This is a genomic window from Flavobacterium sp. MK4S-17 (assembly GCF_009848495.1).
In the GTDB taxonomy this organism is placed as follows: Bacteria; Bacteroidota; Bacteroidia; order Flavobacteriales; family Flavobacteriaceae; genus Flavobacterium.
Genome location: NZ_WWEP01000009.1, coordinates 59,945 through 75,065 on the forward strand (window position 1 = coordinate 59,945; position 15,121 = coordinate 75,065).

The following is a 15,121-nucleotide window of genomic DNA, read 5'->3' on the forward strand; positions in this document are numbered from 1 at the left end:
TATAACAAAGTTACTTATTATAGATTTAATAAAAGTTAAAGATATATTAGTTTTAACTATATAAATATAGATAAAATTTATTAGGAAATTTAATTCAATTTAAAATTCAGCTGCATTTTATCGAGTTCATACAACAACTCATTCGATATATTAACCTTAAGCTTCCTGCTTGGCATGGTTAGCTTGGTTACAACCTGTACATCATCAACATCTGCAACAACAGTTTCAGATATTTCTTCTTCAGGCAACGCTGCATCTCCATAATCTTCAGCGGGCTCATTAACCGTGCTCAATATCTCCACCTGCCGTTTTACTTTTTCCAGTTCCATAACCTCAAACATAACTGAATGTTCGCCACGGCTGGCTTTAAATAACTGCTGAAGCCTTGCAATTAGCTGTTCCTGTAAATCGGATACATTAAACTGAATTACCAGCTTTTTGGCAAATGTTGTAAGCACATCCTGCAAATATTGTATAGCTATAAACTGCAGCCTTGGCTCACCGCGTTTACCCTCTGCATTAACCCAGCCTTCCCTTACTAAAACTTTAATATAGGTAAAGTTGTTAGGGATTAGGAAATGCCTGAATTTAAGGTATTCCTCACCATATATCCTGAACTCGTGGTTTTCATCATACCCTTCCAAAAGAAAGGATGCCCAGCCCTTGCCATTTTTGGCAACCTTATGCTGAACAGTTGTTATAATACCGCCAAAGCTTAAATTTTTGCTTACATGCTGCTCAAGGTTTTTTAATGCTTCCAGTTTTGAATTACAAAAATATTTCATCTGGAATTTATAATCATCCAGCGGGTGCCCGGAAATATAAATACCTACTACTTCTTTTTCTTTCGCCAGTTTTTCCATAGTGCTCCACTCCTCGCACGGCGGCACTACCGGTTCCGGTATCTGCACCTCGCTTGCCTCGCCAAACAGGCTAACCTGTGAAGAATTTTCATTTTCCTGATATTTTGCGCCATATCGCATAGCCTTTTCCAAAAAGGTTATGCTTTCGCCATCATCATGAAAATACTGTGCCCTGTGGGTATCGGTAAAACAGTCAAACCCACCGGCAAGGGCAAGGTTTTCAAAAGCCTTTTTGTTGGCAGCCCGCAAATCTATTCGCTTAGCCAAATCAAATATTGATTTGTATTTACCATTCTTCCTGTTATCTACAATGGTTTGTACCGCACCATGCCCTACACCCTTAATAGCCCCCATACCGAAACGTACCGCATTCTGGTCATTAACCGTAAATTTATAAAATGACTCATTAACATCAGGGCCAAGAACCTGCAAGCCCATGCGTTTACATTCTTCCATAAAGAAAGACACCTGTTTAATGTCGTTCATGTTATTACTAAGCACCGCAGCCATATATTCTGCCGGGTAATGCGCCTTAAGATAGGCTGTTTGATAGGCAACCCAGGCATAGCAGGTAGAGTGCGATTTATTAAATGCATAACTTGCAAAAGCTTCCCAGTCTTTCCATATTTTTTCCAATACGGCGGGGTCATGTCCCTTTTCTGCTGCCTGAGATACAAACTTAGGCTTCATTTTATCAAGAACGTCCTTTTGCTTTTTACCCATTGCCTTACGCAAAACATCGGCCTCACCTTTTGTAAAGCCGGCAAGCTTTTGAGATAAAAGCATCACCTGTTCCTGGTAAACAGTAATGCCATAAGTTTCTTTAAGATATTCCTCGCAGGCATCAAGGTCATATTTTATTTCTTCCTCACCGTTTTTCCTACGGATAAAACTTGGTATATATTCCAGCGGCCCGGGGCGGTATAAAGCATTCATGGCAATAAGGTCGGCAAATACAGTTGGCTTAAGTTCCTTCATGTATTTTTGCATGCCGGGCGATTCATATTGGAATATACCAACCGTTTCCCCACGCTGGAAAAGTTCATAGGTCTTTTGGTCGTCTATAGGAAAGTTATCAGGATCCAACTCAATACCAGTACGGTATTTTACCAATTTTACCGTATCCTTAATAAGGGTAAGCGTTTTTAACCCAAGGAAATCCATTTTTAAAAGTCCTGCACTCTCCACAACCGAGTTATCAAACTGGGTTACATATAAGTCAGAATCCTTAGCTACTGCAACAGGCACAAAATTGGTAATATCATCCGGGGTTATAATTACACCACATGCATGAATACCTGTATTCCTTAAAGAGCCTTCAAGCACTTTTGCCTGCTGTATGGTTTCAGAACTTAAATCGCCGCTTTCAGCTAATGATAAAAGTTCCTGTACCCTTTCAAATTCTTCTGAACGCAAAGCACCCCGTAATGAAGGTGCATCCATATTAAAAATCTTTGCCAGCTTCATGTTTGGTATAAGCTTGGCAATTTTGTCGGCTTCAAATAAAGGCAGGTCAAGCACACGTGCAGTATCCCTTATTGAAGATTTTGCCGCCATGGTACCATAGGTAATAATCTGCGCTACCTGGTTAGCTCCATATTTATTAATAACATATTCCATAACACGCCCCCTGCCCTCATCATCAAAATCAATATCAATATCGGGCATCGAAATACGGTCTGGATTAAGGAAACGCTCAAAAAGCAGGTCGTAAGCAATAGGGTCTATATTGGTAATACCAAGGCAATAGGCTACAGCACTGCCTGCCGCCGAGCCCCTGCCCGGCCCTACAGAAACACCAAGCTTTCTTGCTTCGGCTATAAAATCCTGAACAATAAGAAAATAACCCGGATATCCTGTATTTTCAATAGTTTTTAATTCAAAATCAAGCCTCTCGCTTATTTCCGGTGTTATCTCGCTATATCTTTTTTTAGCCCCTTCATAGGTAAGGTGCCTAAGGTATTTATTTTCACCGCGCTTGCCGCCATCCTGGTCATCTTCCGCAACCAAAAATTCCTGTGGTATGGTAAATTTAGGCAACAGCACATCACGGTATAAAGAGTAGGTTTCTATTTTGTCAACTATCTCTTTAGTAGTTACTATTGCTTCGGGCAAATCCTGAAAAAGTTTTTTCATTTCTTCGCCCGGCTTAAAGTAATATTCATTATTGGGCAGCCCGTAACGGAACCCTCGGCCGCGCCCTTTAGGTGTAGCCAGTTTTTCCCCATCTTTCACGCACAATAAAATATCATGCGCATGTGCATCTTCCTTATTTACATAATAGGTGTTATTGGTTGCCACCAGTTTTACATCATGTTTTCTTGCAAGGGTTATTAAAGTCTGGTTTACCCTGTCCTCATCTTCCTGCCCATGGCGCATTAGTTCAATATAAAAGTCATCGGTAAAAATTTCTTTCCACCAAAGCAAAGCCTCTTCTGCCTGGTTCTCACCTACATTTAATACCTTGTTAGGTATTTCACCATACAGGTTCCCCGAGAGGACTATAATATCTTCTTTATATTTTTCTACTACTGCCCTGTCAATACGTGGAACATAATAAAACCCATCAGTATAGGCTATAGAAGACATTTTGGCCAGATTATGATATCCATTTTTATTCTTGGCAAGAAACACCACCTGGTAACCATTATCTTTACGTGTTTTATCCTTGTGGTTTTCACAAACATAAAATTCGCATCCTACAATAGGTTTCATTATAACTTCCTGAGGTTGTTCACCTTTTTCAATAGCCTCTTTATTTTTGGCTTCGGCCGCCTTATTATGGTTTAACACACTGCTTACAAAGTGGAAAGCCCCCATCATATTGGCATGGTCGGTCATGGCAACAGCAGGCATTTTATATTTGGCAGCAGCCTTAACCAAATCAGGCACAGCTATGGTACTCTGCAGTACGGAAAATTGTGTATGGTTGTGCAGGTGAACAAAATCAACCTCCTGCAAATCGCGCTTTTCCTGCTGTGTTGGTGCCGCAGGGGTATTAACAACTTTTAATTTTTCAAGGCGCTTACGAATTTCATCTGATGCCGCCTTTAAGTTTATGTGTTTTAACCCTATCAGCTGGATGGGCTGAGGGTTTTTTATCTTAAAATCATTAAAATAAGCGGGGTGCACATCAAGCTCTTCATGGGTAAATACTTCCCTTTTTACAAGCTCAAGGAAACAACGCGTTGTAGCCTCAACGTCTGCAGTGGCATTATGTGCTTCCGCAAAAGGTTCCCCAAAAAGATATTCATGCAATTCTGTAAGTGTAGGCAGTTTAAACTTACCGCCACGACCGCCCGGCAACTGAAGCAGTTCGGCTGTTATTTCCGTACAGGTGTCAAGCACTTTCATTTTGCCTAATGTAGTTTCCAAACCAAAGCGGTGAAACTCACAACCCATTATATTAACATCAAAACCTACATTTTGGCCTACTATAAACTTTGATTTTGCAATAGCCTCATTAAATTTTTCAAGTACTTCCTTCAGGCTGATTCCTTGCTCAGTAGCCAGTTCGGTACAAATACCATGTATGCGTTCGGCATCATAGGGTATGTTAAAGCCTTCCGGCTTTATAAGATAATCCTGGTGCTCTATAAGCGCCCCCATATCATCGTGCAGTTGCCATGCAATTTGAATACAGCGTGGCCAGTTTTCTGTATCGGTAACAGGGGCATCCCAACGTTTGGGTAATCCGGTGGTCTCGGTGTCAAATATCAGGTACATAACCGGTTTAAAATTTGGAAGTTAAAAAGAAAAAGCCGCCCAAAGGGCAACTTTTCAAATATACATCTTTTTTAAATGAGCTAAAAAAAGGTTTATCAACAAAAAAACCACCCGAAGGTGGTTTGCAGTTTCAGTACTATATAATTAGTAACGGTTATATCCGCCACGGTCGCCGCCACCACGGTTAAAACCACCGCCGCCACGGTTACCACCGCCACGATTATTATTAAAACTCCTTCTGTCAGTTTCCGGTCTTGGTTCTGATTTGTTAACCACAATAGTCCTTCCCTGAACAGTAGCCCCATTTAGCTCATCAATCGCTTTTTGGGCTTCACTGTCGTCCGGCATTTCAACAAAGCCGAAACCTTTACTCCTGCCGGTAAACTTATCTGTAATAATCTTTACAGATTCTACCGAACCATAAGCCTCAAAAGACTCTCTTAAATCTGCTTCCTCAATACTAAACGGAAGGCTTCCTACAAAAATATTCATATATAAAATTTAATTACTCTTTAATTATATGGCAAATGTAATCTTATTTCCTTATAAAACAGTTTTTTACCTATTAAATTATTATAAATAAAAAAGCCCCGCGTTTGCGGGGCCTGCTATTACTGTACTTGTGTTATCCGAACTTTATAAAAAACACCGTTTTGAAAATTAACAACATCCCCGTTTTCATCCTCTGCATTAAACCGGAAAGTGCCGGTTATATATCCTTTGCTAACATCTGTATCCTGAGCGTTTATTATAATTTCACCATTTCCTATATCTGTTCCTGTTTGGTATTCTTCCGATATTCCGTCTGCTGCTATCCTGTATGTTGCTTTACTTGTTTCGTTTACCCCCAGCTGATAAGTTCCCGGTGTTATGTTTGCAGTTTTTAAAGTTAGTTGTTCATAACCGTATGATGCCTGAATGGTAAGGGAATTATCCAACCCGATGATTGCATTAAATTCTGAAGCCCTCCACAACTCGTTATCCCGTAACCCCTGTACTGCGGGATTATTGAATTTTACGTCTTCTTCACAAGAGGTAATGGCTATCAGTAACACTAATAGTGATATAAATTTTCTCATCATTAATCAGTTAGAAAAGGTAAACTAAAAATTTTCCAACGACAAAAATAGTTTTTTATGGAATATATCCTAATTAAAATAAAATAAATCATAATAAAAATTAATAAATCAGGGCTCAGAAATACAAATTTTCTTAAAAAACCAGTTTAAAACTGTTTGTATTATAAGTTTTTATATATTTGCACCCTTAATTAACAGAGGTCGGGAACCTCAAAATTTAATCTAAAGATTATGCCTGTAAAAATCAGATTACAAAGACACGGTAAAAAAGGTAAACCTTTTTACTGGGTAGTAGCCGCAGATTCGCGCTCTAAAAGAGATGGTAAATTCCTTGAAAAACTAGGAACTTACAACCCAAACACAAACCCTGCAACTATAGACCTGAACATTGATGCAGCCGCAAAATGGCTACACAACGGTGCACAGCCTACAGATACTGCAAGGGCTATCCTTTCTTATAAAGGAGCTTTATTAAAGCACCACCTTGATGGCGGAGTTCGCAAAGGTGCCCTTACACAGGAGCAGGCCGATGAGAAACTAGCCAAATGGCTTGAAGAAAAAGCTAACAAGGTAGATGCTAAAAAAGACGGCCTTTCTACAGCTAAAGCCGATGCTAAAGCTAAAGCGCTTGAGGCTGAAAGAAAAGTAAATGAGGAGCGTATTGCCGCAGCTAAAAAAGCTGAGCAGGAAGCTACCGCTGAAGCACAACAGGAAGAAGCTGCTGCCGAAGGTGAGGAAACTGCCGGAGCAGAAGCTGATGCACCTGCTGCAGAAGAAAACAACGAAGAAACCCAAGCTTAATTTAAGCCGCGATAATGCGTAAAGAAGATTGTTTCTATTTAGGTAAAATCGCAAAAAAATTCAGCTACAAGGGCGAGGTACTGGCTTACCTGGATACCGATGAGCCCGGGTTATACGAAAATATGGAATCAGTGTTTGTTGAACTCAACAATCATCTGGTTCCATTTTTTATTTTAGAGTCACGCCTTCATAAAAATGATTTTTTAAGGATACGATTTGAAGATATGGACAGCGAGGAGGCCGCAGATAGAATTTTAGGATGCGAATTGTATCTCCCTCTTACTGCACTGCCGGCGTTAGAAGGCAATAAATTTTATTTTCACGAAATTATAGGCTTTACAGCCGAAGACAAAAGGTTAGGCAATGTTGGTATTATAACCGGTGTTAATGATAATTCTGCCCAGCCGCTTTTTGAAATTAAAAAAGGTGAAACAGAAATATTAATCCCTATGATTGACGACTTTATTATTAAAGTTGACAGGGAAAATAAAACAATACTGCTGGACACGCCCGAAGGCCTGATAGATTTATACTTAAGCTAGGTACCGCAATCTCTTCATCTTATATATAATATATATGTTCCAATTTAAGCAATTTACCATTAAACAGGATAAATGTGCCATGAAGGTAGGGACAGACGGAGTTCTTTTGGGAGCATGGGCACCCATTGCGCACAATCCTTTTAGTATATTAGATATAGGCGCAGGCACAGGGCTTATTGCCCTTATGCTTGCACAACGCAGCGGTGCGGAACAAATTGATGCCATTGAGGTAGATGATGATGCCTATGAACAGGCCGTTGATAATTTTGAGGATTCGTCATGGGGTGACAGGCTGTTTTGTTACCATGCAGGGCTGGATGAGTTTGTTGAAGAAATGGAAGAAGAGGAATATGACATGATAGTATCCAATCCTCCCTTTCATGATGAAAATTACTCGAGTGGCAATCTACAGCGAGACCGTGCAAGGTGTACAGCATCGTTACCTTTTGATGAACTGGCACAAGCAGCGGCGGCATTGCTATCAAAAAACGGTGTATTTACTATTATTATACCCTATAAACAGGAACAGGCTTTTACAGATATTGCCACACAATATAACCTAACCCCTTTTAAAATAACAAGAGTAAAAGGAACTCCTGAAAGTGAGATAAAACGCAGCCTTATGGCATTTTCTTTCAACAATATACCTGCCGAAGTTAATGAACTGGTTATTGAAACTGCACGCCACCAATACACACAGGAATATATAGAGCTAACAAAAGAATTTTATTTAAAATTATAGTGCTCTTCCAAAAATCTCTTTATCCTTCGCTTATTGTATTGCTGCAATAATGCAGGATAAAGATGAAAAATAATATTCGCCACCATAAGGGGCACAATAATCCCGGAATGAAAATCGGCCCAATAACTTATTAATATAATTATTAAAGTTAGTAAAAAACCTATCAGATGGCTTATTTCAGCATTAGTCATTTCATCATAAAGCCGGATTATATTGCCTTTGCCCTCAGCACTATTTAATCGCAATGCGGGATTAAGATTTTTCCAAAAGGAATGTATTATTATTCTCTTCATTAAAATTACACCTATGTATCTATTGGCATTTTCACTTTTTAAAAAATTCATATTTTTAAATTTTTTATAAAAGGCTTTTCTATTCAGGGCATTATTTAACAGCAATCCAAAAACAGCAGTTGCAAATACAATAGATATTGAGGCAGCTATGTAAAAAATTAAAGGCATATTTTTAATTTTAATAGTAGATACAGGCGCTCCGGCTTACTATCTATTATATTTCTATCAGATGTTATTTAAAATTCACAAATAAACAATTTCAATCGAAATAACACACAAAAATTTATCTTTTTGTTAGAAAACTCTTTACATTTGCCATCTATTAAAACAAATAGCAAATGAAACCTGATCTTTTCCAGGCACCTGATTACTATCTGTTGGACGAGTTGCTGACAGATGAGCACAAAATGGTGCGCGATGCTGCCCGCGAATGGGTTAAGCGCGAAGTTTCCCCAATAATAGAAAAATATGCCCAAAAGGCTGAATTCCCAAAGCAAATAATTAAAGGACTTGCAGATATTGGTGCATTTGGCCCTTACATACCTGAAGAGTATGGCGGTGCAGGGCTTGACCAGATTTCTTACGGGCTTATAATGCAGGAAATTGAAAGGTGCGACAGCGGCGTGCGCTCTACAGCTTCTGTGCAATCTTCGCTGGTTATGTATCCTATATGGAAATATGGTAATGAAGAACAGCGTAAAAAATACTTGCCAAAACTTGCCAGCGGTGAGTTTATAGGCTGTTTCGGCCTTACAGAGCCTGATTACGGTTCTAATCCCGGCGGCATGGTAACCAACTTTAAAGATAAAGGCGACCATTACCTGCTTAACGGTGCCAAAATGTGGATAAGCAATGCCCCGTTTGCTGATATAGCGGTAGTATGGGCTAAAAATGAAGAAGGCCGCATACACGGGCTAATTGTAGAACGTGGCATGGAAGGTTTCACTACTCCTGAAACACACAATAAATGGTCATTAAGGGCATCAGCTACAGGCGAGCTTATTTTTGATAATGTAAAAGTCCCTAAAGAAAACCTTTTACCGAATAAATCAGGTTTAGGCGCTCCGCTTGGCTGCCTTGATTCTGCACGTTATGGTATTGCCTGGGGTGCTATTGGCGCAGCAATGGATTGTTATGATACAGCACTGCGCTATGCAAAAGAACGCGTGCAGTTTGACAAGCCTATTGCAGCTACGCAGTTGCAGCAGAAAAAACTTGCCGAAATGATTACCGAAATAACCAAGGCGCAGCTTTTAACATGGAGGCTGGGAGTTTTAAGGAATGAAGGTAAAGCTACTTCGGCACAAATATCAATGGCAAAAAGGAATAATGTTGATATGGCTATTAATATAGCCCGCGAGGCACGCCAGATTTTAGGCGGTATGGGCATAACGGGAGAATATTCTATAATGCGCCATATGATGAACCTTGAAAGTGTGATAACCTATGAGGGCACGCATGACATCCATTTACTGATAACCGGTATGGATATTACAGGCCATGCAGCATTTAAATAATAGCCAGGCATTATTTTTGTATTTATAAAATCAATTGTAAAAGCTTCCTTATACAAGGAAGCTTTTTTAATTTTGTAAAAAATAATGCTATGAATATTGCTACTATCAACAACAGCATCCAGCCCCAAAAGGATAAACTATTACAACATCCCCTTTACGGAAAAATAAAGACAGTAGAAGACCTTAAGCATTTTGTTGAGGGCCATGTATATGCCGTATGGGATTTTATGTCCCTTTTAAAGGCGCTACAATCCAAATTAACATGTACTACCGTACCATGGCTACCCACAGGCAATCCGCAAACCCGGTACCTTATAAATGAAATTGTGCTGGCAGAAGAAACGGATATTGATGCCGAAGGCAAAAGGATGAGCCATTTTGAAATGTACCTGGAAGCCATGAAGTCCTGCGGTGCAGATACAACCGCTATTGAGCATTTTCTTAAGGATATAGTGGCTACACAAAATATATTTGTATCTGTTAAGCAAAGCAGCCTGCACGAGGATATAAAAGCATTTCTGGATTTTACATTCAGGGTAATAGACAGGGGGCAGCCTCATGAAATTGCAGCAGCCTTTACCTTTGGCAGGGAAGACCTTATCCCTTCAATGTTTACAGAAATACTGCGTAATTTTCAGTCAAATTTCCCGGAGACCAACCTTGATAAGCTTATTTATTATTTTGAAAGGCATATAGAACTTGATGGTGATGAACATGGCCCAATGGCTATGAAAATGATAACAGAGCTATGCGGCGATGATGAGCAAAAATGGAAAGAAGTTGAGGATACAGCCAAAGCAGCACTGGAAAGGCGCATTGCTTTATGGAATGCGATAGAAGAAAATATATTAAAACACGATTTGGCGTCCATATAAAAAAATCCCGCTGTAATAAACGGGAATTTTTTATGTTATTCTTGAGGGGCTAATTCAATTTCAAGCCCATCCAAGTCTTCGGTTATAGGTATCTGGCAGCCCAGCCTGCTGTTCGGCTTAACATTATAAGCCTCTGAAAGCATGGCTTCCTCATCAGGGCCCATTTCGGGCAAGGTAGTATCATTCAGCACATAGCACTGGCAGGAAGCACACATGGCCATGCCCCCGCATATACCGATAGTCCCTTCGGGAGCAAGTTCGTAAGCCCTTACCAGTTCCATAATATTCATGGCCATATCAGTAGGAGCTTCAACCTCATGACTTACACCTTCCCGGTCAGTAATTTTTATTTTTACTTCCATAGCAGCGGCTTTGAATAAAGTTAATCAATCGCTTTTACTACCTGCTTTTCAGCTTCCTTACGTGTACCATCAAAACCATCCACACCACTCACGGTTGTATATTTTAGTACATATTTTTTACCGGGGTTTAACCTGTTATATACACTTTGGCACATAAGTGTTGCCTCATGAAAACCGCAAAGTATCAGTTTTAGTTTTCCCGGATATATATTTACGTCGCCTATGGCATAAATACCTTCAATATTGGTTTGGTAATCCAATGCATTATTAACCTTAATGGCATTTTTTTCAATTTCAAGCCCCCAGTCGGCTATAGGGCCAAGTTTTGGTGTAAGCCCAAAAAGCGGAATAAAATAATCTGTTTCTATTGTTTTTATTTCATCGTCATGGTTAACTGTCAAACCCTCTACTTTACCATTACCGGTTATTCCTGTAACCTCAGCAGGTGTAAGCAGGTTTATTTTGCCAAGTTTTTTTAATTCCTGCACTTTTTCCACAGAGTCCAAAGCTCCCCTAAATTCATTTCTCCTGTGTATTAAGGTTACTTCAGCAGCTACTTCGGAAAGAAAAATACTCCAGTCAAGGGCCGAATCGCCTCCTCCAGCAATAACTATACGTTTATTACGAAACAATTCGGGATTTTTCACAAAGTATTCCACTCCGTTTTCTTCATAAGCCTCAATTCCCTCTATCTGGGGCTTTCGCGGCTCAAAACTGCCTAAACCCCCGGCAATAGCCACTGCCTTTGCATGATGTTTGGTACCTTTATTAGTAGTTACTATAAAAGTGCCATCTTCAAGCTTATCAATAGTTTCAGCCTTTTCATTCAGGGTAAAGCCAGGCTGGAATTGTTTTATCTGCTCCATTAGGTTATCCACCAGTTCTCCTGCAAGTACAGAGGGATAACCGGGAATATCAAAAATCGGTTTTTTAGGATAAAGTTCCGCAAGCTGTCCGCCCGGCTGCGGCAATGCATCTATAATATGGCATTTTAATTTTAAAAGTCCTGCTTCAAATACGGCAAAAAGCCCTGTTGGGCCTGCACCTATTATCAGTATATCTGTTGTAATCATTTGTTGTTGCTGCATGTTAAAAACAGTTTTAAGCAACAAAGTTCCTTAAAACTGTCTCTTTATTTTATGATAAATATCAGCTTGTTTATTAAGCTACATTTTCCACCGTTTCTATTTGCGGTGCATACTTTTTTATTGTGGTTTCCACGCCGGCCCTAAGCGTCATCTGGTTAACGCTGCAACCCACGCATGCACCCTCAAGGCGCACTTTAACGTGCTTATCATCCTCAATATCTATAAGCGAAATATTACCGCCGTCAGACTCAAGGAAAGGGCGTATTTCATCCAGCGCACGTTCCACATTAAGTTTAATTTCCTCTGTTGTCATTTTATTTCTTTTTAACCGCTGAACAGCCAGCCATAGTAGTTATTTTTATTGCCTCTGTGGGCGGTAGGTTTTCATTCCTGCTCACTGTTTCCTGCACTACATTACGTGCCAGTTCCTCAAAAGCAGTTTCAAGCGGTGTTGCCGTCTGCAATGCTGCCGGACGCCCATAATCGCCTGCTTCACGTATGCTTTGTACAAGGGGCACTTCTCCAAGGAAAGGCACATCAAGGTCTTCAGCAAGGTTTTTAGCTCCCTCTTTACCAAAAATGTAATATTTATTGTCCGGCAATTCGTCAGGAGTAAAGTAGGCCATATTTTCAATTATACCCAAAACAGGAACATTAATGCTTTCCTGCTTAAACATGGCAACACCTTTTTTGGCATCGGCAAGTGCCACAGCCTGCGGTGTGCTGACCACTACTGCCCCTGTTATAGGCAGCGACTGCATAATTGAAAGGTGTATATCCCCTGTGCCCGGCGGCAGGTCAATCAGCATAAAATCTATTTCGCCCCAGTCTGCATCAAAAATCATCTGGTTAAGTGCTTTTGATGCCATTGGCCCTCTCCATATAATAGCCTGTTCAGGCGTGGTGAAAAAGCCTATGGAAAGTATTTCAACACCATAGCTTGTTATGGGTTTCATTTTTGATTTACCGTCAACCTGTACAGAAATTGGGCGTTCCCTTTCCACATCAAACATTATAGGCATTGAGGGCCCATAAATATCAGCATCCAGCACCCCTACCTTAAATCCCATTTTTGCAAGGGCCACAGCCAGGTTGGCTGTAATGGTAGACTTACCAACCCCTCCTTTTCCTGAAGACACTGCAATAATATTGCTGATTCCCGGTATGGCTTTTCCTTTTATTTCGGGTTTATCAGGTGTTTCAACCTTTACATTTACTTTTACCTTAGCATCCGCATTCACTTTTTCATGAATGGCGTTTACTATATCAGCTTCTGCCCGCTTCCGTATATGCATGGCAGGGTTATGCAGCACAAGCTCTACCACGGCTTCGTCGCCAAAGGTAAGTACGTTGCGCACAGCACCGCTTTCAACCATATTCCTGCCTTCGCCGGCAATGGTTATGGTTTCAAGGGCTTTAAGTATTTCTTTCCTATCTAATTTCATAATATTATACCTTTCAATAACAGCCTGTTAACTTAGACTGATTTCAAATTGCAAAGATAACATGAAAAGGTGATATGTAAAAACTTTTACCCCCCTAAAGGTTTATACAATTAACGTGGTAATGCCTGTGAAGGATCCCAGAAAAACTTTTCAAAATCAACAATTTTGTTGTTTTTCACTTTTATGCCCTCCTCCTCTAAAAGCTGCTGCATTAAGTTTGTACCTTCAAAGTGGTGTTTGCCTGTAAGCAGCCCATGCCTGTTTACAACCCTGTGGGCAGGGACATCGCCTGCCGCACCACTGGCATTCATAGCCCAGCCCACCATTCTTGCGGAACGTGCTGCACCCAGGTATTTTGCTATTGCGCCATAAGACGTAACCCTGCCATAGGGTATTTGCCTTGCAACAATATAAACTTTCTCAAAAAAATTATCATTTTCCTCCATTACTACGAACTACCGATAATTTTAAATATAGTTATTACAGCAATTATGCCTGTAATAGTTCCTAAAAAGTAGTTTATGTTTTTTAAAATAAAAGCTGCCTTATGTTCAAACTTTTTAAAAAAGACAATGTAAAGCGAGAATATTAAATAAGAGCCTAGTACTGCGCCCAAAACAAAAAGGAATATATAAAGCCTTGTAAAGGTAAAAAGCTTATAGGAAGCAAATGTTATGCTTGCAAAAACATAAAAAGGTATAGGGAAAACATTTAATGTTGAGAGTAAAACACCAAAGAAAAAATCGCCGGTTTTACTTCTCCTGACTACTATTTCCTCTCCTAAATCCTCTTTAGGCTTTTTTGCAAAGAAAAAGAAATAGGCTGTTAGCAATACAAAAATTACCAGCCCGATTTCTTCAAGCATATATATAATATCCGGCCGCCTGTTAATAAACTTGGCAAAAGATACTGCTATATAAGCCTGTATAAATATAATACTGACCGCACCAAGAGAAAATATACGTGCCCTTGCCCTGCCTGCCTTTAAACATATTTTTGCTGCTGTTATATTTAACAACCCGGGAAGAAAAATACCCGAAGATGATAAAATACCCAATAGTACCGGCAGGACATACTCCATTATTTAATTTTAAATTTAATGTAGGTTATAGGTTTATCCAGCTCAAGGTACTGCTTTTCATAAAAAGTTTGTATGGCAGTTACAACTTCAGGTGCGCCTTCATTCCTGTATATGTTATGATTGGCATAAATCACCTCGTGCCCCTCGCCGTGAAGCAGCCCAAGGGTATAGCCATGCATAAACTCACTATCGGTTTTTAAGTTCACTACACCGTCTGCCGAAAGAATTTTTTTATATCGCTGTAAAAATTCAGAATTGGTCATCCTGTGTTTGGTGCGTTTATACTTAATCTGCGGGTCAGGAAAGGTTATCCATATTTCCGAAACTTCACCTTCTGCAAAAAAATATTCCAGCAATTCAATCTGTGTCCGTAAAAAAGCTACGTTTTTAAACCCCTGCTCTACTGCTGTTTTGGCGCCTCTCCAAAAACGCGCACCTTTTATATCTATACCAATAAAGTTTTTATTAGGATAACGCTCGGCAAGACCAACGGAATACTCCCCTTTGCCACAGCCAAGCTCCAAAACAAGCGGGTTATTGTTTTTAAAAAAATCCTGATGCCAGCGCCCTTTAAGGTTAAAGTTGCCTGCAACGGCATCTTCCCTTGAAGGCTGTATTACATTGCCAAATGTTTCGTTTTCCTTAAACCTCTTTAATTTGTTTTTACTTCCCACAACTAAATTTAAAATTTTGGTAAAAATAAGGAA

At 39.8% G+C, this 15,121-nt stretch carries 16 protein-coding genes; 5 read left to right on the forward strand and 11 right to left on the reverse strand.

All coding sequences use genetic code 11. The annotated features are described in order from the left end of the window. Positions 1 to 89 precede the first annotated feature (89 nt). The 3 genes from dnaE to GSF09_RS04040 all read right to left on the reverse strand — a co-directional run bounded on the left by dnaE (position 90) and on the right by GSF09_RS04040 (position 5,668). Complete coding sequence (gene dnaE / locus GSF09_RS04030; RefSeq protein WP_159799655.1) at positions 90 to 4,589, reverse strand: DNA polymerase III subunit alpha; 4,500 nt, start codon at positions 4,587 to 4,589, stop codon at positions 90 to 92. Positions 4,590 to 4,733: 144 nt separating this feature from the next. Next, the gene (locus GSF09_RS04035; RefSeq protein WP_159799656.1) at positions 4,734 to 5,081 is read right to left on the reverse strand and encodes an RNA-binding protein; all 348 of its coding nucleotides are present in this window, start codon (positions 5,079 to 5,081) and stop codon (positions 4,734 to 4,736) included. Between the two features lie 119 nt (positions 5,082 to 5,200). After that, positions 5,201 to 5,668 (reverse strand): DUF6252 family protein, encoded by a 468-nt coding sequence (locus tag GSF09_RS04040; protein WP_159799657.1) that lies wholly within the window; start codon positions 5,666 to 5,668, stop codon positions 5,201 to 5,203. A 231-nt stretch (positions 5,669 to 5,899) separates the two neighbouring features. Here GSF09_RS04040 and GSF09_RS04045 point away from each other — a divergent pair, with 231 nt between their 5' ends. The 3 genes from GSF09_RS04045 to GSF09_RS04055 are packed head-to-tail and all read left to right on the forward strand — an operon-like array spanning position 5,900 to position 7,753. Beyond that, positions 5,900 to 6,469, forward strand: a complete 570-nt coding sequence (locus GSF09_RS04045) for a 30S ribosomal protein S16 (protein WP_159799658.1) — start codon at positions 5,900 to 5,902, stop codon at positions 6,467 to 6,469. 14 nt (positions 6,470 to 6,483) lie between these two features. After that, positions 6,484 to 7,011: a ribosome maturation factor RimM gene (gene rimM, locus GSF09_RS04050; protein WP_159799659.1), complete on the forward strand. Its 528-nt coding sequence runs from the start codon at positions 6,484 to 6,486 to the stop codon at positions 7,009 to 7,011. A gap of 34 nt (positions 7,012 to 7,045) precedes the next feature. Further along, positions 7,046 to 7,753: a tRNA1(Val) (adenine(37)-N6)-methyltransferase gene (locus tag GSF09_RS04055; protein WP_159799660.1), complete on the forward strand. Its 708-nt coding sequence runs from the start codon at positions 7,046 to 7,048 to the stop codon at positions 7,751 to 7,753. On the opposite strand, the gene GSF09_RS04060 is transcribed toward GSF09_RS04055, so the two are convergent. Beyond that, on the reverse strand, positions 7,738 to 8,214 hold the full coding sequence (locus GSF09_RS04060) for a hypothetical protein (RefSeq protein WP_255457739.1): 477 nt from the start codon (positions 8,212 to 8,214) through the stop codon (positions 7,738 to 7,740). The genes GSF09_RS04055 and GSF09_RS04060 overlap by 16 nt on opposite strands. A 170-nt stretch (positions 8,215 to 8,384) precedes the next feature. On the opposite strand from GSF09_RS04060, the gene GSF09_RS04065 reads away from it, so the two are divergent. Then, positions 8,385 to 9,563, forward strand: a complete 1,179-nt coding sequence (locus tag GSF09_RS04065; RefSeq protein ID WP_159799662.1) for an acyl-CoA dehydrogenase family protein — start codon at positions 8,385 to 8,387, stop codon at positions 9,561 to 9,563. An 89-nt stretch (positions 9,564 to 9,652) separates the two neighbouring features. Continuing rightward, entirely contained in the window at positions 9,653 to 10,438 is a 786-nt protein-coding gene (locus GSF09_RS04070) for a DUF3050 domain-containing protein (RefSeq protein ID WP_159799663.1), read from the forward strand. A 35-nt stretch (positions 10,439 to 10,473) separates the two neighbouring features. Here GSF09_RS04070 and GSF09_RS04075 read toward each other — a convergent pair whose 3' ends face one another. The 7 genes from GSF09_RS04075 to trmB form a co-directional block, all read right to left on the reverse strand. Continuing rightward, positions 10,474 to 10,800, reverse strand: a complete 327-nt coding sequence (locus GSF09_RS04075; RefSeq protein ID WP_159799664.1) for a 2Fe-2S iron-sulfur cluster-binding protein — start codon at positions 10,798 to 10,800, stop codon at positions 10,474 to 10,476. A 20-nt stretch (positions 10,801 to 10,820) separates the two neighbouring features. Beyond that, positions 10,821 to 11,873, reverse strand: a complete 1,053-nt coding sequence (locus GSF09_RS04080) for an NAD(P)/FAD-dependent oxidoreductase (RefSeq protein WP_159799721.1) — start codon at positions 11,871 to 11,873, stop codon at positions 10,821 to 10,823. Positions 11,874 to 11,961: 88 nt separating this feature from the next. After that, positions 11,962 to 12,201 carry a NifU family protein gene (locus GSF09_RS04085; protein WP_159799665.1) on the reverse strand — a complete coding sequence of 80 codons (240 nt, stop codon included), beginning with the start codon at positions 12,199 to 12,201 and terminating at the stop codon, positions 11,962 to 11,964. Between the two features lies 1 nt (position 12,202). Beyond that, complete coding sequence (locus GSF09_RS04090; RefSeq protein ID WP_201309327.1) at positions 12,203 to 13,333, reverse strand: Mrp/NBP35 family ATP-binding protein; 1,131 nt, start codon at positions 13,331 to 13,333, stop codon at positions 12,203 to 12,205. Positions 13,334 to 13,443: 110 nt separating this feature from the next. After that, a complete protein-coding gene (locus GSF09_RS04095; protein ID WP_159799666.1) occupies positions 13,444 to 13,779 on the reverse strand; it encodes an MGMT family protein in 336 nt (111 codons plus the stop codon). Positions 13,780 to 13,781: 2 nt separating this feature from the next. Then, a complete protein-coding gene (locus GSF09_RS04100; protein ID WP_159799667.1) occupies positions 13,782 to 14,414 on the reverse strand; it encodes a lysine transporter LysE in 633 nt (210 codons plus the stop codon). Beyond that, the gene (trmB, locus tag GSF09_RS04105) at positions 14,414 to 15,088 is read right to left on the reverse strand and encodes a tRNA (guanosine(46)-N7)-methyltransferase TrmB (RefSeq protein WP_159799668.1); all 675 of its coding nucleotides are present in this window, start codon (positions 15,086 to 15,088) and stop codon (positions 14,414 to 14,416) included. Before trmB ends, GSF09_RS04100 begins: the two co-directional genes overlap by 1 nt. Positions 15,089 to 15,121: the final 33 nt, after the last annotated feature.